This is a genomic window from Nocardia sp. NPDC058114 (genome assembly GCF_042884695.1).
Classification (GTDB): Bacteria; Actinomycetota; Actinomycetes; order Mycobacteriales; family Mycobacteriaceae; genus Nocardia.
Map to the genome: position 1 here is coordinate 604,054 of NZ_JBHVTK010000002.1, position 16,506 is coordinate 620,559.

Consider the following 16,506-nt stretch of genomic DNA (forward strand, 5'->3'; position numbering starts at 1 on the left):
CGGTGAGATCCCCTGATGGTTCACGGGGGCTGACGCGATTCAGACGGAGCCGTCCTGCCACAGCTACTGTTCTGCCGCAACGACAGACAGATAGGTAGCGTCGTGGCACGTAGGCATACGGTGAGCTGGTATTGCGCTGAAACAGTGAGGTTCGGACCTCACGATCCGTGGACGGTCACCTCGACGGGACCGGGACGATGTGGGTACGGTCGGCAAACACCTGCACTCGGACCGTTCACGAAAACGCCATTGTCCGGCGATCGGTCGTCGAAGGGAGCGACGTCGCTCTGCCGGCAATTCTACGGCGTGGATCACGTTGCCGCACAGGAGATTCGGCGCTTCGTGAGACTCCACGGCGCCGATCTCCGATATTGTGGGTTCCCGCCCAGTTTCCCGGCCACGACCGGACCGAGTCCTCGTCCCAGAGGACACCCTCGACGTCCCACACCCACGCGGACCCTTGGATGCTGACGCGAATAGCGTTGTGCCACAGTGACTTATCCGGTCCGGGTCGCACCGGCCGCGGTCAGGGGTCAACGGCGAGGATGCGCGGGACGGTGCCGACGATTCAGCACGCTTCCCGCGCGAGTCGGTTTCCCTGGGTTTCGCCGCCGTCGGTCGATCGAGTCACCGAGATCATCGAGGTGTCGCACCACTGCGGGTAGCTCAGTCACCGACATGGACGTGTGCGGCCCACCTGGTCGGCACGGCCGGATAGGCGTTGCGCATGGTGCGCAACGCCTCGGTGAGCGCGGTGGCCGCCTCGGCCGTGTCGGGCGCCCGGGTGCCGTGCGCGGTGAGCGCCGCGTAGACCGCCTCGGCGGTCTGGGAGCTGTCCGCGGTGTGCCACAGCGTGCCGATGACACCGCGGAAGCCCGCGAGATGGAAGGCCGACGCCAAGTTCAGCGGCTCGTCGAGCAGAGCCGGGTCCGGGCTCGCGGTGTCGCAGGCGGACAGGAACGCCAGCTGTGCCCGCGTGGTGCGCAGGTCGTGCACGAACGAGGGCACGAACATCCCGTCGCTGAGCACCAGTCCCCCCTGGTCGGGATGCTTTGCCGAGCTGACCGCCCGGCCGTGGCAGGCGAAATGGGCGATCGCGTGCTCGTGCAGCCCCTGCTTGATGGCATCGAAGTCGGCGGCGGCGTCGATGAGCACAGTAGAGCCGGGCAGCAGTCCCGCCACCGCCTCGGCCTCGGCACGGGCGCTCGGCAGCACCGAGACGCCGTTACGCTCGCCGACACCGACGATGAGCGCGGTGTGACGGGCATGGCGCGGCCGGGGTGTGCTCAACGTGTCGGCGAGCGCGGTCAGCGACGGTGTGTACGAGGAGACCGCCCGGTCGAACACAGTCTGCCCCGCGTCCTCGCGATGTCTGCCCGCCGCGTGCAAGGGCAACTGGGCCATGATTCCGATCGGGCACCACCACAGCCGCGACGTCGTGACCTTCTCCAGCACCGGCCGGGCCGTGGTGGTCCACAGCCATTCCAGCACCGCGTGCACCTCCAGCTGGGCCTGCTCACGCCGGTCGAACGAGCACGCCGGGTCCTTCACATCGGCCAGTGCTGCTCGCAACCGCCGGACCTGGGCGCGGGCGGTGGTCTCGGTGATCTGCGGCAGCGACACAGCCTCGACGGGCTCCCGACAGTCGGCGGGAACCACGAGCGCGCTGCCCTGAGCGCTGACGATCACCACGGTGTGCCCGGCCGTGCGTGTGCGCAGGACTTCGAGATTCGGCGGCACCAGCAGATCCTCGAACCCCGGCACCGTGCGCGCTCGCGCGAGCAGCCGGTCCCGCCGCATCGAGAGCTGCCGGATCTGTTCGACGGCCTGTGGTCGCGGGTCCCAGTCCCGGGAGGAGATCCGGCCGTTGAACTCCACTTCGATGTGAAACGTCAGGTCGGCGTATCCGTCGGCCCCAGCCAGCTCGCGCTCGACCTCGCTGAGCTCCTCGGCCAGCGACGGTTGCGTCTCGCCGAGTCGTGCCCAGCCGCGCCGGATACCCCACGCGTCGCCGAACAGCACGCCGCGGCACCGTTCGACCAGTTCCAGAGCTCGGTCGAGCTGGCCCGACCGCACACCGGCATCCACCACCCGGTCGGCGAGGCCGTGCAGCTGCCGCGCCGCCTCCACCCTGCGGACCCAGGACAACGCTCGGCTGACCGTGGCGGGGATGGCGGTGATCACCCGTTCCTGCGCGTCCAGCCATGTTGCCGGGTTCGCCTCGGCGAACATCGCGGCCTGGGCCTGTTCGCAGATCATCCGATGCTGCGTGCTGGTGGCCGGGTGGCCGGAAACTGACCGGTAATAGGTGATCGCGAGTTCGCGCAACCGGTCGGCTCCCGGCCCGCCGAAGGTGGCGAGCGCACGGGCCGAGCGCGCGAGCGCGAACGCACGCAACGGCCACCAATGGTGGTCTCCAGGGGTCTGACCGACGGCTTTCTCCGCGAGCGCGAGCGAGTCCTCCAGCGCGCCGAGATCACCGCACTGCCGGTACCGGTGATACAACACGTCGGCGATGGTGCTCTCGATGCGCGGCACGTCGGGGTGATCGGGACCCACGAGCGCGAGCGCGGCCCGGTAGGCGCGCTCGGCCTCGTGAAACGGTTCCGCATGCGTGACATCGGTGCTGACCGCCCGGGCCTGCACGGCACCGGCATAGTTGTAGAGCATGCCGACCCGGCGCACATCGTCTGTCGCCATGGTGGACACCGCCGATGCCGCCGCGTCGACAGCTGTGGTGAACATGGCGTGATCACCGGCCTCGGCCACCTCCTCGGCCGCCCTGGACAGGGACGACCAGCGCAGCGGGAGGTTCGGGTCATCGGGTGGGGTCAGCGCGAGGGCCTGCTCCGCGACGGTGACAGCCTCGCGGCCCGCCCCGGGGCTGGAGCCGACTCGGCATTGCGTGATCAGCGCGGACGCGAGTGCGGAGAGCCGGAGTGCGCGCTGGTCATCGTCGGCGGCCGGTAAGTTCAGCGCGGCCCGGGCGGCGTCGACCGCCAGCTTCGCTTCGTCGCGAGAGCCGGTCGCCATCGCGACGGTGCTCGCGCAGTGGGCGAGTGCTTTCAGCAGCTGCGCCCGCAGCGCGTGGCTCGGTGTGGTGGCGAGCAGCGCTTCGGTCACCGCGTCGTAGGCGAGCGTGATCGCCTCGGTGTCGCCGCCGATATCCCAGAGGTCGTTGTGCGCGTAGTAGAGATCCAGCAGCGCGGCAGGCCGCTCAGCGTGGTCCAGCGGCAGTCCGACGGCCAGCACCCACGCCTGGTCACGTCGTCGCACCAGCACATCGCCGGTGACCGGCTGCCGCCGCAGGCTCGCGACCAGGTCGTACTGCGCCTGCAGAGCGCGCGGATCGCGGTGGCAGGTCATCAGGAATCGCGCGATATCGGAACCGATCTCCCTGCTCGCCTCTTGCTCGAGCTGCGCGAGCGCGGGCACCCGCGCTGTGTCGCCGTAGTCGCGCTTCAACGCGTCGGCGAGATCACGACATGCGACCAGCGCACCGGCCAGGTGGATGGGCGCGGCACCGTCGGTGTAGAGATCGAACTCGTACTGGGCGAGCTCGAGCACGACGTCGCGCCACACCGGGCGTTCCCGCAAGGCCAGTTGGGCCGCGGCCCGGTAGTCGGCGACGATCTTGCCCGGCGACAGGCCCGCGTTGTCCTGCGCTCGGGCGCGATCGACCAGCCTGCGGGCGCGTTGCGGATCGTCGCGAGGTGTGTGCGCGATCGTCCAGTTCAGCCCGTTGACGACGGTCTCGCGGTAGGTGTCGGTACCGTCGTGCTCGTCGAGCAGGAGCAGCAATGTGGCGTGATCGGCGGTGAGCGCGGCTTTCATCCGCTCGTCGTCCAGTGCGTTCATCACCGTCGTACAGGCGTTCGCGAACAGCACCAGCGAGTCACGGTCCCGGTAGACCTGGAACTGCTCGCGTGCCTGGTTCAACGCCCGGTATTGCGGCATGGCGACGACGCTCGCGACCGCGAGATCACCTGATGTGCCCGCGATGGCGGCCGCGATCTCCCGGTCGACCAGCCCGGCGAACCCGCTCTGCGCCTGGAACCGGTGCCAGTGCGCTCGGGCCAGGTGCGGCAACAGATTCGCGGGGCACTGCTGCGGTGGCGGCAGGCCCGCGTCCAGCAGTGCGCCGATGTCACCGGTGTCGGCGAAGTTCTCGACCACCAACCGAATGTCGTCGTACACGCGCAGCCCCCGATCCCGTTCGGTCCACGGTAGCGTGATCCGAATCACCAAGCAGGAGGTTCGAATTCGGCATGACATCAACGAGCGGTCCCCGAGTCGAGGTTCTCTGCGAGCAGGCCGGAGCGGCGCTGGCCGAACGCGCTTCCCGCTACGGCGTCGCGGACGTACTGGCCAGAATCGTCACGGCGGCACAGCAGGGCGAGGTGTCCGAAGCTGACCTCGACCTGCTCGACAGTGCCTTCGCCCAACACGGCATCGACAACCTGACGCGGGCGCACCGCGGCTTCGAGCCGTGGAAGGGACCGCGCGACATCGTCGTCACGGCATGGGTGTGCCCGACGAGTGCGTGCACCAGGGCGAGGATCGACGAAGGTGCGCGGTGCGAGCTCACCGGGCAACCGTCGCGCAGGATCGAGCTGTGAACGCGTTCCTCACCGAGCTCGGCAAGAACCTTGCTACCCGCTGGGCTGCCGCGCTCGCACTGCCCGCCGCGGTGTTCGTGGCCGTGGTGGTCGTGGCGGTCGCGCTCGGGCCCTCGCACGCACTCGACTTCAAGCTGTTGTGGACCCGGGTGACGACGGTGTCGACCGGTCCCGCGCTGGTATGGGCCGCTGCGGCGTTCCTCGCCGCGACCGCGATGGTGGGGTTGGCGGTTACCGCGCTCGGCGGCATCGTGATCGCCGCGTGGGCAGCCACCGGCACCGGTGCAGGCAGACCGTTCGTCGCGCTGCGCCACCGCCGTTGGCGGCGTGCGACGGCCAAGGCGGACGCCGCGGTCAAGGCGGTGCTGGCCGACCGATCGGACCGCCGGGCCAAGAGCACTGCGCAGCGAGCTGTGCTGCGGCGCAACGCGATCTCCGAGATCGAACCGGCATGCCCCACGTGGGCAGGCGACCGACTGCGGAGCGTGGACGAGCGCGTCAGCCGCGGCACGGGGCTCGACCTGACCACGACGTGGCCGCGATTGTGGCTGGTGCTGCCCGACGCGGCGCGCACCGAGGTGACGACGGTCCAGGAACGGTGTGGCTCCGCCGCCCGCACCCCGGTGTGGGGCTTGGCCTATCTGGCAGTCGGTGTGTACTGGTGGCCGGCGCTCGTGCCGGGAGTGTGGGCATTGCTGGTGTCGCGCCGTCGGATCCGCCGTGCGGTGGGGGTCTACGCGGACCTCGTGGAAGCCTCGATCGACCTGTACGCCCGAGACGTCGCCAACCAGCTCGGGTTCGAACTGACGGGCAGGTTGACACCGGCGATCGGCGAGCAACTGACCGAGGTACTGCGGAAACAGCCCGGGTAGCTGTGTGGCCATTTCTCGCGCGATCCGACCGGCCGGCGTCAGCCGCCGGAGCGCGGACCGGCCGTAGCGGCCAGAGCCGTGGCGAGGTCCCGGTGGATCGAAATCCACTCGGTCATCCCGGCGAGGTCGATCACGCGCGCGATGCTCGTAGGGGCCAGCCCGCCGGCGAGATGCATCCCGATGCCGCGGCGGTCCAGCTGCTGCGCCAGGTCGGCGACGACCATGATGGCACGGACCGACAGGAACGTGATCTCGGCCAGATCGACGACGAGATGACCACCACCGGCGGACGCGGGGACAGCCGACTCGAGCAGGCCCCGCCAGCGCGGGAGGGTGTAGGCGTCGATCTCCCCACGAGCATGCAGCACGATGACCTGTCCTGCGGATTCCGCGACGGCACCCAAGCGGCGGCAGAGATCGGCAGCCGGGTCGCCGGCTGCGGGCGAGCGGGTTTCGTCGGGACGATTGTTCAACGGACTCAATTCTTCAGCACCGGAGAGCAGTGCGCTGCCAACTGTCCTGTGTGCTCAAGATCGGGCCGGCAATCCTATTCCAGCACGCGGCCCGGCAACAGCCTTGCCCCGTCGCTGCCCTGGCGCCCAGTTGTTCGCTATCGGTCCTGATTCGCGGTGATCGGCCTTCGCATTTCGTCTCAGCGGCCGGGCGCCGCAGGGACGACACGCGGTGCGCCGAGGGCGAGACAACGGGTGCGTCGCCTGTTGCCGAGCCGGTAAAATGGCGCCGGGAAACCATACGGGCGCGGTCGTCCGGCGCCCGCCTACACCGGCGTGCCCTTCATCGCGTGTCCACGGAGGGAGCGTCGTGCAGAGTCTGAATTTCGAGAGCGACGACCTCGCCGCGACCGAGGAGTTCCTCAACAACGCCTACACCCGGGTGCAGATCGGCAACCACGGCCCGCACCAGGTGCGTTCCAGGATTCGTCGCGAGGTGCTCGGTTCGATCAACTTCGACCAGCTCGAGATGGGTTTCGACATGGCCTACGATGCCGACCCGCTCGGCCGGGTCTGCCTGGTCACCGTGCACAGCGGTCGGATCGAGGAGAACTATCACGGTAGCGGTACCGACACCTTCACGCCCGGGCAGACCGGTCTGCTCACCCCCCACGACCTGCCCTACTCGGGGGTCATCCGAACCAGCCGCTACGACATCACCATGTTCGACCCTGCGATCCTGAACCGTATGGCCACCGCCGCGGGTGGAGACCGCGTGCGCGTAGACGGGCACCGACCTGTCACTGTGGCGGCCGGACAGCGGCTGCGGCGGGTGATCATCCACCTGCAGCAGATCGCCGCGGACCCCGATGCAGCGAGCAGCCCGCTCACCGTCACGACGGCCTCGGACTATCTCGCCGCGACTGTGCTGGCCACCATGCCGACGACCGCCGAGCACGAGCCCACCGCCACCGATCGTCACGATGCTCACCCGCACACCGTGCGCCGTGCCATCGCCTACCTGGAGTCGCATCTGAGTGACAAGATCGCGATCAGCGACGTCGCAGCGGCAACCTTTGTCACGCCGCGCGCCTTGCAGCTCGCCTTTCGCCGCCATCTGGACACAACACCGCTCGAGTACCTGCAGCGACTGCGCCTTGCCGCGGCGCACGAGCAACTCGGCGCCGCGCTGCCCGGTGACGGTCAGACTGTCGCGACCATCGCCTACCGATGGGGCTTCCCCCATCCGGGCCGCTTCGCCACGGCCTACCGCCGGCGCTACGGTCGGCCACCGAGCCAGACCCTGCGCGAATGAGCGCTGCCGTATCGCGTCGCGAACGCGGTCCGAGCCCGCCGCGCCGGCGCGACCGAGGGGGTCAGGGCCGTCTCACGCCCGAGCGAACCGCATGTCCACCACCGTGCCTGCCGCCGATGTGCTGACCTCGAATTCACTGCTGAGAGCGCGCATGATGCCCATCCCGCGCCCACGTGACCGATCGATGTCCGGATCAGGGGTCGACCAGCGTCCCTCGTCGGTTACGACGGTGTGGACATGAGTCTCGGTGAGCGCCGCTGTCACGCGTACTGTGCCGCCGTCGCCACGGTGACCGTGCTCGACGGCGTTGGTACACGCCTCACCGACGGCGAGCACTATGTCGTACGCCTGGTTCGGGTCGACCGGTACCTCGGCCAGCCAGGCCTGTAGCGCGTGGCGCACTTCGGCCAACCGCGCGGCCTCTGCCGAGAAATCGATCTCGAACGGTTTCACGGCGCTGTCCTGCCGAGACGGGTGCGTCGTCACCTGATGCCTCCCTCTCCATCTCGACGTCCAACGAATCCGCGAGAGAACACCCGCGCCATTGGCAGTACCCCTGCAGTATCCGGATATGCCACGTCCGGGCGTGACAAAACCCTCTCGCGGCGGCCCTGCGGATACGTCCGAGCCAGGGTACCCCGGTGCGGCGCAACGGTTTGCGGCCCGAGCGGATGGGGTAGGTTGCTCGAGCAAGAATCGCTCGCACATTCGCCGACCCGGCGAAGCTAGAGGCAAGAGGTAGAAAAGTGGCGAATCGCAACCGAGGAGACCTTCGGTGAGTGTAGAAGGCGGCTTCCGCGACCTCGACGTGCAGACACGAGCACAAGACGACTTCGAAATCCTCTCCGTGCGCGGTGAAGTCGACATGGCCTCGGCGCCCCAGTTGCAGGCGGCGCTGGAGAAGGCACAGCAGAGTGGCAAGACACTGGTGGTCGATATGACCCAGGTCGGCTTCCTCGGCTCGGCCGGACTCAGCGCGTTGCTGGTCGTGTCCAAGGCAGCGCCCTACCAGCTGCGCGTGGTCGCCTCCCATGAGGTGGCTCGACCGATCGAATTGACCGGACTGGACAAGCTGCTCGCTGTCTACGCCACCCTGGAGGCGGCAATCGCCGCGGAGCCGAACGCGCACTAGGTCCGCAGTCGCGGGGGGGGGGGGCGCCGGGGGCGCCCCCCCCCGACCGCATGCTCAGTCGAAGACCGGGTCCTCGGTGCGGGTGCGCTTGAGCTCGAAGAAGTGCGGGTACGAGGCCAGCGCGACCACGCCGTCCCACACCTTGCCCGCGTCCTCGCCGCGCGGGATGCGCGAGAGCACCGGCCCGAAGAAGGCAGTCCCGTTGATGTGGATGGTCGGCGTGCCGACGTCGGGGCCGACCTTGTCCATGCCCGCGTGATGGCTGGCCCGCAACGCCTCGTCGTAGTCGGTGCTGGTCGCGGCCTCGGCGAGTTCGGCGGGCAGGTTCAGTTCGGCGAGCGCGTCGGCGACGACCGCGTCGAAGGTCTCCTGCAGCGTCTCGCGCTCGTACTCGGCTTTGCGGTCGTGGATCCGGGTGCCCAGCGCCGTGTAGAGCGGGGACAGGATCTCGTCGCCGTACTTCTGACCAGCGGCGGTGACGACCCGCACCGGGCCCCACGCGGCAGCCATCATGTCGACATACCGCTCCGGCAGGCCCTCTTTGCCCTCGTTGAGCACCGCCAGGCTCATCACGTGGAAGCGCGCTTCGATATCGCGCACCTTCTCGACCTCCAGGATCCACCGCGAGGTGATCCAGCACCACGGGCACAGCGGGTCGAACCAGAAATCGGCGACATCCTTGGTGGCCTGCTCGCTCACGATGGGTTCCTCTCGGGTCAGCTGCGGTGGGCCGGGTCGCCCCACCGATTGGTGCAACCGCATCACCGCCGGAATCGTTCCCGTGGGTGAAAACGCGCACTAAGCTCGGGTTGCGAGGAGTCCGGGTCGTCCGCGAGAAGGGGTCCATTCATGAGCTCGAATCAGCATTTCGTCGTCATCGGTGGAGGTCTGGGCGGAGCGAAGATCGCCGAAGCCCTGCGCGCCAACGATTTCGACGGCCGCGTCACTCTGCTGGCCGCCGAAGAGGAGCTGCCGTACGAGCGCCCGCCACTGTCGAAACAGCACCTGGCGGGCACCCAGCAACTGCCCGATTTCACCGTCGATCCGGCTGCTTGGTACCGCGATCACCACGTCGACCTGCGACTGGGCACCACCGCGACCGCGTTCGATCCGATCGCCAAGACGGTGACACTGCCCGACGGTTCCACGCTCGACTACGACAAATTGGCTCTCGCCACCGGTTCGCGAGCCCGCACGCTCGACATTCCCGGCGCCGATGCCCCCAACGTCTACACGCTGCGCACGATCGGCGATTCGAACGCGCTGCTCGAGATACTGCGCACCGACCGGCGCCTGGTGATCATCGGGGCCGGGTGGATCGGTCTCGAGGTCGCCGCGCAGGCCCGCGCCAAGGGTGTCGAGGTGACGGTGATCGAGACGGCCGATCTGCCGCTGGTCACGGTGCTCGGCCCGGAGATGGGCGCGTTCTACGCCGATCTGCATCGCGCGCACGGCGTCGACCTGCGCACGAACACCTCCGTCGACGCCATCCTCACCGACGAGGACGAGGCGACCGGCGTGCTGCTCGGCGACGGCACCGTGGTGCCCGCGCAGGCGGTGCTGGTCGCGGTGGGCGCGCAGCCCAATATCGAGGCGGCCACGGCGGCCGGGTTGGCGGTCGACGGCGGCGTGCTGGTGGACGCCGCCCTGCGCACCAGCAACCCCGATGTGGTGGCGGTGGGCGATATCGCCGAGCAGGACCATCCGCTGCTGCACCGGCCGATCCGCATCGAACACTGGGCGACCGCGCTGAATCAGCCCGCGGTCGCCGCGAAGACGATGCTGGGCAAAGCGGCTGTCTACGACCGGCTTCCGTATTTCTTCAGCGATCAGTACGACGTCGGGATGGAGTACTCCGGCTATGTCGGACGCGGCGACGACGTGCGGGTGGTGGTGCGTGGCGATCTCGATGAGCGCGAATTCGTCGCGTTCTGGCTGGACACGCAGAACAGGGTGCGCGCGGGGATGAACGTCAATGTGTGGGATGTGACCGACCGGATCAAGCAGCTGATCGGATCGGCGGAGCCCGTCGACCCCGACCGGCTGGCAGACCCGGGCATCCCGCTGTGATCCACTTCACAGCGATCGTTGTGTCGAAGACTGCTCATCGGCTCCGACCAACCGTCGAACGCGCCACGAGGGCGCAGCGAGCAGGAGCCGAACCATGAAATTCATGCTGGTCAAGACCTATTCCGAGACCGCCTACTGCGACATCCCGCTGCCGGAGTGGGCACCCGAGGACATCGCCGCCCATATCGACTTCCAGCGGGCGCTGGGCGAACAACTCGCCGCCGCGGGCGAACTCGTCGACGCGCAGGGCCTGGCCGCACCCGATCAGGCGATGATCGTGTGCTCCGACGGTCGCTCGGCGCCGGTCGTGACCGACGGGCCTTTCCCGGAGACCAAGGAGTTCCTGGCCGGTTTCTGGGTGGTCGATGTCGATTCTGTCGAGCGCGCGGTCGAGATCGCCGCGCAGGCCTCCGCGGCACCGGGCCCCGGTGGCAAGCCGATCGGGGAATACATCGAGGTGCGCCAGATCATGAGCGCGCCCGACGTGGCCTGAGGCGAGACGCTGACTGCGCGTATCGAGGACCTGCTGCGTGAACTCTCGCCGCAGGTCCTCGGCGTATTGGTCCGCCGCTTCGGTGATTTCGACCTCGCCGAGGATTCGGTGCAGGACGCGCTGCTCGCGGCGGCGACCCAGTGGGATCGCGACGGACTTCCGGACAATCCGCGCGGCTGGTTGATCCAGGTCGCGCAGCGGCGGATGGCCGACGCGGTGCGCGCCGAGGTGGCGCGGCGACGCAGGGAGACCACGGTTTTCGTGCGGGATGTGCCCGTCGAGGCGGTCGGTCGCGATGACACCCTCGACATGTACTTCCTGTGCTGCCATCCCGACTTGCCGCCCGCCGGAGCGGTGGCCCTGACACTGCGGGCGGTCGGCGGCCTGAGTACCGCCGAGATCGCGGCGGCCTTCCTCGTCCCGGAATCGACCATGGGTCAACGTATCTCGCGGGCGAAGAAGCGTCTGGCCGAATCGGATCGGCCGTTCGCCGACGGCGCGCACGACAGCACCCGGGTGAGCGCGGTGCTGCAGGTGCTGTACGTGATCTTCACGGAGGGGCACACCAGCACCGCCGGAACGGGGTTGCGTCGCGGGGACCTGTCGGCGGAAGCGATCCGGCTCACGCGTGCGCTGCGCACGCTGCTCCCGGAGAACGCCGAGGTCACCGGTCTTCTCGCGCTGATGCTGCTCACCGATGCCCGGCGCGCCGCCCGCTCCGGTGCGCACGGCGAACTGATCCCGCTCACCGAGCAGGACCGCTCCCGCTGGGACCGCACCCAGATCACCGAGGGTCTTCGCCTGCTCACCGCGACCATGCCTGCCGGGCTGACGGGTCTCTATCAGATGCAGGCCGCCATCGCGGCTCTGCATGCGCAGGCCCGACGCCCCGAGGACACCGACTGGACGCGAATCCTGCTGCTCTACACCATGATCGAAGGTCTGACCCCCAATCCGATGATCACCCTCAACCGCGCGGTCGCCACCGCGATGGTGCACGGTCCGGTGCCGGGGCTGGCGGTAGCCGACAGCGTCGCCGAGCCGCTGGCACGATCGCACCGCCTCGCCGCCGTGCGCGGGCATCTTCACGAAATGGCAGGCGAGCAGGCTGCGGCCGTGCGCGAATACCAGCGGGCGGCCAGACAGACCGCCAGCGTGCCGGAACGCGACTACCTGTTGCTGCGCGCCGCACGTCTGCGAGCGGGCGACCCGTGACATCAGGAGCTGTCGTCCGACCCCGAATTCGCCGGTGTGCAGCTCGCTTTCGCCGTCACCCAGGCTGGCGACGTCGCGCGAGCAGGCGCCTGGCAGACTCGCTCCGATGACGGACGTTTTCAGTGCGGGCGTGCTGGTGTATCGCCGCGTCGAGGCCGGAATCGAGGTCCTGCTCGGGCACATGGGCGGGCCGCTGTGGGCGAAGAAGGACGCCTCGGCGTGGTCGATTCCCAAGGGCGAGTATCTGTCCGAGGAAGAGTCCGCGCGCGACGCCGCCGGGCGGGAGTTCACCGAGGAACTCGGGCTGCCGGTACCCGAGGGCGAGTGGATCGACCTCGGTGAGGTGAGTTATCGCAGCGGGGCCAAACGCAAGTACCTCACCGTGTGGGCGGTCGAGGGCGATCTCGACCCGGCCGATGTCGTGCCGGGCACATTCGAGATGCAGTGGCCGCCACGGTCGGGCAAGGTCGCGGAATTCCCCGAGATCGACCGGGCGGACTGGTTCGACCCCGCCACGGCGCGGGAAAAGCTCGGCAAAGGCCAGCGCCCCTTCCTCGACCGCCTCACCGATCAGCTGCACTGAGATCGGGGTAGATTTCAGCTATGCCCAGCGACCTGCAGCTGAAGATCATGAACAGAGTCCACCGCACCCTGCTCACAGTGACCGGCGGACGCCTCGGCAACTCGTTCTTCGGGATGCCGTCCCTGCAACTCACCACGATCGGCCGCAAATCCGGCGAGCCGCGCAAGGTCATGCTGACCGCGCCGATCATCGACGGCGACACGATCGTCATCGTCGCCTCCCGCGGCGGCGACCCCACCCATCCCTCCTGGTTCGTGAACCTGCGCGACAACCCGAACGTCGAGGTGTCACTGCGCAACGGCCCCGTGCGCCCGATGACAGCCCACGTCGCCACCCCCGACGAACGCGCGGCACTGTGGCCTCGGGTCACCGAGGCCTACAAGGGCTACGCCGACTATCAGACGAAAACGACGCGCGAGATCCCCTTGGTCCTGCTCACACCGAGGAACTGACCCACCTGCCGGCAGGTACACAGGGCGGGCATCGAACACGATGCCCGCCTACACCAGCGCGGCCCGGAACTCGGTGGGACTCGTCCCGCGGAGTCGTTTGAAGGCCGCGCTGAAGCCGAAGGCGTCGGAATAGCCGACCGTGGTGGCCACCTGGGCGACGCTGCGCGCGGGGTCGGCGAGCAGCTCTTCGGCTTCGGCCATGCGCCATTCGGTGAGGTAGGCCAGTGGCGGTTCGCCCATCACCTCGGTGAAGCGCCGAGCGAACAGGGCGCGCGAGACCGCCGCCTCGGTGGCCAGGCTCGCCACGGTCCAGCGGTGGAACGGCCGGTCGTGGATGGCGGTGAGCGCCGGGCCGACGATCGGGTCGGCCATCCCCCGGTACCAGGCGGGCGCGCAATGCTGCTGTTCGGCCAGCCAGGAGCGCAGCGTGCAGACCAGCGCCCAGTCCAGCAGCCGGTCCATCAGTGCCTGCGAGCCCGCGCTGAACCGGACCGCGTCGGCGGCGGATTGTTCCAGCCACAAACACATTTCCGGGTCTTCGTGGACCACCATCACCTGCGGTAGCGCTCGCAACAGCCGTTCGTGGCGTCGCCCCGATGCCCGATAGGCGCCGACGAGCAGCGAAGTCTCGCCGGGCGCACCGGTTGTCGCCGGCGTGACGATCAATTCCGATGTCGCACAACTGATGTCGGTGGGACCGAAGCCGTCCGGCACGAAACAGGACAGCTCGTAGCGCTCGTGTGGACGGCCGAGCGCGGCGGGCGTGTCTGCCAGATGGAAGGGCTCACCCGCTTGCACGAGCGCGGTGTCACCGGCGATCAGAGTCGTGCGTGATCCGTCAGCGAGCACCAGGGTGCCGCCGCCACGCAGCACCGTCACCATGATCAAGGGCGCACGGTCGGCGAAACGAATCGTCCACGGTGGTCGCAGTACCGCATGGGCCACGACCGATCCTTCGGCACGAATGCCGCTCAGCAACGAACTCAACGGGTCCACTCCACCAGCGTAGACGAATTCCTATCGACTTGAGATGATCGCCCATAGATCGTCCACGCGATCCACGGTTGACTGAAGCGACCGGGCCGACCAGCCCGCACCCGATCGAACAGGAGCTCACCGTGACCCAGTCCGCCGCCACCACGACTGCCACCGCCGACCTGACCACCACCGGATCGAGCACCACCGATCCCTCGGCACCGGGTCCCACCGCGCTCGTAGTCCTGGGCCATCACCGCTCCGACTCGCTGTCCGCCCATGTCGCCGACCGCGCCGTCGGCCGCCTCACCGCCGCCGGGTACACGGTCGATTTCCTCGATCTGCAGACCGAGAACTTCGACCCGCGGATGACCGTCGCCGACCAGCCCGAGTGGGGCAACCGCGACAAGGTCTACTCCCCCACCGCCGAGGCGCACATGCGGCGCATGCTGGCCGCAGACATTGTGGTCGTGGTGTTCCCGGTCTACTGGCAGAGTGTGCCCGCCCTGCTCAAAGGCTGGATCGACGCCGTATGGAACTACGGTTTCGCCTACGGCCGCAGCAAGCCGCGGCTGGCAGGCAAGCGCATCCTGTGGCTCGGATTGGCCGGAGCGACAGCCGATGACGCGATCATCCCCGGCATGCAGCAGCTACTGGAAGCCCAGCTCAACGAGGGCCTGGCCTACTACAGCGGTTTCGCCGACTCGCGGGTCGGCCTGCTTCCCGATGCCGAGGAGCAGCCCCAAAGTCTCGACGCCGAAGGCAATCTCGTGATCGGCGAGGCGATCAGCGGGGACGCGCGGACCACCCACTACGCCGCCTTCGACGCGAAAGCCGAGGGCTTCGTCGACGCATTGCTCGCCGCGAGTCGCGTCGCCGCCTGACAACGACCGTTCGGCCGACCGCCCCACCGCGCCGGTCGGCCGAACACCAGGCCGCGCGCTGATCTCGTCGCCACCACCGGCTCTCGGTGGCGGCGCGAATCGGCTCAGAGCCCGGTGAGCGTACGGTGCAGCACACCGAAAAGGTCTGTGGACGTGCCTGATTCGACCGCCGCCTTGTCGATCAGATCGATGGCGGCGGCGGTGAACTCGTCGCTCTGGATCTGCACGTAGTCGGCGGGGGTGTCGATGCCGACGGCCTGCGCGGTCAACGAGGTCGATATCGCCTGCAGGAACGGGACCATCAGCGCGGCCAGGTGCGCCGCGGTGCCGCCGGTGGTGCGAACCATCGTGCCGCCCTGACGGAACGCGGCGAACATGGCATACATCCCGCCGAGGATCGACAGGTCGTACATGGCGGCGGCACCGAGATCCGCGCCGACGAATTCGGCCCGGCCGAACAGTTCCAGCACCGACCGGTGACGATCGAATGCCGCGGTCGCCCCGCTGTAGATCACGAGCGAAGCCGCGCCGCCGATCATTTCGGGCGATGCCATGATGCCGCCGTCGATCAGCTCGACCTCGTTGGCCGCGGCCCACCTGCCCAGCGCACGCGCCTGCTCGGGCGTCGTGGTGGTCAGGTTGACCACCGTGCGGCCCCGCACCAGCGCTGCGGCGGGCTCGATGTGCTCGCGCACGGCAGCGTCGTCGAGAACACACAGGATGACCAGATCGGCCGCCGCCATCGCCTCGGCCGCGGTCGCGGCCACTCGCGCGCCCTGGGCCACCAGCGCTTCGGCCCGCGCCGCGGTGCGGTTCCACACCACCACCTGATGACCGCCCGCCAACAGCGCCTCGGCCAGCGCAGTGCCCATAGCACCGAGACCGATCACCGAAACACGCTGTGCTGCCGTTGAATTCGTCATAGCTGCCTTTGCGTCGAAGTTCTTGCTGCCGGTTCGGCAACGCACTTCTAGATTTGCCTGCTGCGCTACAATCGACAAGTACCGACTATGAAGTGCAATACCCACCAAAAGGTAAGTAAGGACATCATGCAGCAGCGAGTGCGTCCGTATTCCTGCGAACTCGACGCCGCGCTCGACGTCGTCGGCGGCAAGTGGAAAGCGCTGATCCTGTGGGCCCTGTCCACCGGCACCCAGCGCTTCGGCGACCTGAAACGCCTGATTCCCGGCGTGACCGAGAAAATGCTGATCCAGCAACTGCGCGAGCTCGAACACGACGGGATCATCCATCGCGAGGTCTACGCGCAGGTTCCCCCGAAAGTCGAGTACTCACTCACCGAGCGCGGGGTGTCGCTCAACGCGGCCCTTGCCGCACTCGGCGCCTGGGGTAGGGAGAACATGAACCACATCTGCGCGGTCAAAGGCGTCGACGCACCCGTGCACTGACGCGCCACAGGACCACGCCGGGCCCGCACCGTGTTCGA

General features: G+C 68.5%; 17 protein-coding genes. 11 read left to right on the forward strand and 6 right to left on the reverse strand.

The window, feature by feature from the left end; genetic code table 11:
- Nucleotides 1-666: 666 nt before the first annotated feature.
- On the reverse strand, nucleotides 667-4,245 hold the full coding sequence (locus ACFVVI_RS11330) for a CHAT domain-containing protein (protein ID WP_387445173.1): 3,579 nt from the start codon (nucleotides 4,243-4,245) through the stop codon (nucleotides 667-669).
- Nucleotides 4,246-4,268: 23 nt separating this feature from the next.
- Here ACFVVI_RS11330 and ACFVVI_RS11335 point away from each other — a divergent pair, with 23 nt between their 5' ends.
- Together ACFVVI_RS11335 and ACFVVI_RS11340 are read left to right on the forward strand one after the other, a co-directional pair.
- Complete coding sequence (locus tag ACFVVI_RS11335) at nucleotides 4,269-4,619, forward strand: hypothetical protein (RefSeq protein ID WP_387445174.1); 351 nt, start codon at nucleotides 4,269-4,271, stop codon at nucleotides 4,617-4,619.
- A complete protein-coding gene (locus tag ACFVVI_RS11340; protein WP_387445175.1) occupies nucleotides 4,616-5,491 on the forward strand; it encodes a hypothetical protein in 876 nt (291 codons plus the stop codon). Before ACFVVI_RS11335 ends, ACFVVI_RS11340 begins: the two co-directional genes overlap by 4 nt.
- Nucleotides 5,492-5,529: 38 nt before the next feature.
- On the opposite strand, the gene ACFVVI_RS11345 is transcribed toward ACFVVI_RS11340, so the two are convergent.
- Nucleotides 5,530-5,964, reverse strand: a complete 435-nt coding sequence (locus ACFVVI_RS11345) for an STAS domain-containing protein (RefSeq protein WP_378995984.1) — start codon at nucleotides 5,962-5,964, stop codon at nucleotides 5,530-5,532.
- A 349-nt stretch (nucleotides 5,965-6,313) separates the two neighbouring features.
- On the opposite strand from ACFVVI_RS11345, the gene ACFVVI_RS11350 reads away from it, so the two are divergent.
- Nucleotides 6,314-7,258, forward strand: a complete 945-nt coding sequence (locus ACFVVI_RS11350) for a helix-turn-helix domain-containing protein (RefSeq protein ID WP_379313848.1) — start codon at nucleotides 6,314-6,316, stop codon at nucleotides 7,256-7,258.
- A 72-nt stretch (nucleotides 7,259-7,330) separates the two neighbouring features.
- Here the strand turns inward: ACFVVI_RS11350 and ACFVVI_RS11355 are convergent, their stop codons facing one another.
- Nucleotides 7,331-7,711 carry an ATP-binding protein gene (locus ACFVVI_RS11355; protein WP_387445176.1) on the reverse strand — a complete coding sequence of 127 codons (381 nt, stop codon included), beginning with the start codon at nucleotides 7,709-7,711 and terminating at the stop codon, nucleotides 7,331-7,333.
- Between the two features lie 322 nt (nucleotides 7,712-8,033).
- On the opposite strand from ACFVVI_RS11355, the gene ACFVVI_RS11360 reads away from it, so the two are divergent.
- Nucleotides 8,034-8,390, forward strand: a complete 357-nt coding sequence (locus ACFVVI_RS11360; RefSeq protein ID WP_379313850.1) for an STAS domain-containing protein — start codon at nucleotides 8,034-8,036, stop codon at nucleotides 8,388-8,390.
- Nucleotides 8,391-8,444: 54 nt separating this feature from the next.
- Here the strand turns inward: ACFVVI_RS11360 and ACFVVI_RS11365 are convergent, their stop codons facing one another.
- Nucleotides 8,445-9,089: a DsbA family protein gene (locus ACFVVI_RS11365; protein WP_379316054.1), complete on the reverse strand. Its 645-nt coding sequence runs from the start codon at nucleotides 9,087-9,089 to the stop codon at nucleotides 8,445-8,447.
- 150 nt (nucleotides 9,090-9,239) lie between these two features.
- Between ACFVVI_RS11365 and ACFVVI_RS11370 the strand changes: the two genes are divergently transcribed.
- The 5 genes from ACFVVI_RS11370 to ACFVVI_RS11390 all read left to right on the forward strand — a co-directional run bounded on the left by ACFVVI_RS11370 (nucleotide 9,240) and on the right by ACFVVI_RS11390 (nucleotide 13,203).
- On the forward strand, nucleotides 9,240-10,460 hold the full coding sequence (locus ACFVVI_RS11370; protein ID WP_387445177.1) for an NAD(P)/FAD-dependent oxidoreductase: 1,221 nt from the start codon (nucleotides 9,240-9,242) through the stop codon (nucleotides 10,458-10,460).
- A gap of 94 nt (nucleotides 10,461-10,554) precedes the next feature.
- Nucleotides 10,555-10,953: a YciI family protein gene (locus tag ACFVVI_RS11375; RefSeq protein ID WP_266298409.1), complete on the forward strand. Its 399-nt coding sequence runs from the start codon at nucleotides 10,555-10,557 to the stop codon at nucleotides 10,951-10,953.
- A 66-nt stretch (nucleotides 10,954-11,019) separates the two neighbouring features.
- Nucleotides 11,020-12,168 (forward strand): RNA polymerase sigma factor, encoded by a 1,149-nt coding sequence (locus ACFVVI_RS11380; RefSeq protein ID WP_387445179.1) that lies wholly within the window; start codon nucleotides 11,020-11,022, stop codon nucleotides 12,166-12,168.
- Between the two features lie 106 nt (nucleotides 12,169-12,274).
- Entirely contained in the window at nucleotides 12,275-12,751 is a 477-nt protein-coding gene (locus ACFVVI_RS11385; RefSeq protein ID WP_387445181.1) for an NUDIX domain-containing protein, read from the forward strand.
- Between the two features lie 20 nt (nucleotides 12,752-12,771).
- Entirely contained in the window at nucleotides 12,772-13,203 is a 432-nt protein-coding gene (locus ACFVVI_RS11390) for a nitroreductase family deazaflavin-dependent oxidoreductase (RefSeq protein ID WP_378995605.1), read from the forward strand.
- Nucleotides 13,204-13,251: 48 nt separating this feature from the next.
- Here ACFVVI_RS11390 and ACFVVI_RS11395 read toward each other — a convergent pair whose 3' ends face one another.
- Entirely contained in the window at nucleotides 13,252-14,199 is a 948-nt protein-coding gene (locus tag ACFVVI_RS11395) for an AraC family transcriptional regulator (protein ID WP_378995603.1), read from the reverse strand.
- A 68-nt stretch (nucleotides 14,200-14,267) separates the two neighbouring features.
- Here ACFVVI_RS11395 and ACFVVI_RS11400 point away from each other — a divergent pair, with 68 nt between their 5' ends.
- Entirely contained in the window at nucleotides 14,268-15,062 is a 795-nt protein-coding gene (locus tag ACFVVI_RS11400) for an NAD(P)H oxidoreductase (RefSeq protein WP_387445182.1), read from the forward strand.
- A 104-nt stretch (nucleotides 15,063-15,166) separates the two neighbouring features.
- Here the strand turns inward: ACFVVI_RS11400 and ACFVVI_RS11405 are convergent, their stop codons facing one another.
- On the reverse strand, nucleotides 15,167-16,090 hold the full coding sequence (locus ACFVVI_RS11405) for an NAD(P)-dependent oxidoreductase (RefSeq protein WP_387445183.1): 924 nt from the start codon (nucleotides 16,088-16,090) through the stop codon (nucleotides 15,167-15,169).
- A gap of 21 nt (nucleotides 16,091-16,111) precedes the next feature.
- Between ACFVVI_RS11405 and ACFVVI_RS11410 the strand changes: the two genes are divergently transcribed.
- Complete coding sequence (locus ACFVVI_RS11410) at nucleotides 16,112-16,468, forward strand: winged helix-turn-helix transcriptional regulator (RefSeq protein ID WP_378995598.1); 357 nt, start codon at nucleotides 16,112-16,114, stop codon at nucleotides 16,466-16,468.
- Nucleotides 16,469-16,506: the final 38 nt, after the last annotated feature.

What these genes read in the sequence shown, in the direction of transcription:
- ACFVVI_RS11335 (WP_387445174.1), top strand. Translation starts at nt 4,269, where the DNA reads ATGACATCAACGAGCGGTCCCCGAGTCGAGGTTCTCTGCGAGCAGGCC.
- ACFVVI_RS11370 (WP_387445177.1), top strand. Translation starts at nt 9,240, where the DNA reads ATGAGCTCGAATCAGCATTTCGTCGTCATCGGTGGAGGTCTGGGCGGA.
- ACFVVI_RS11375 (WP_266298409.1), top strand. Translation starts at nt 10,555, where the DNA reads ATGAAATTCATGCTGGTCAAGACCTATTCCGAGACCGCCTACTGCGAC.
- ACFVVI_RS11385 (WP_387445181.1), top strand. Translation starts at nt 12,275, where the DNA reads ATGACGGACGTTTTCAGTGCGGGCGTGCTGGTGTATCGCCGCGTCGAG.
- ACFVVI_RS11390 (WP_378995605.1), top strand. Translation starts at nt 12,772, where the DNA reads ATGCCCAGCGACCTGCAGCTGAAGATCATGAACAGAGTCCACCGCACC.
- ACFVVI_RS11410 (WP_378995598.1), top strand. Translation starts at nt 16,112, where the DNA reads ATGCAGCAGCGAGTGCGTCCGTATTCCTGCGAACTCGACGCCGCGCTC.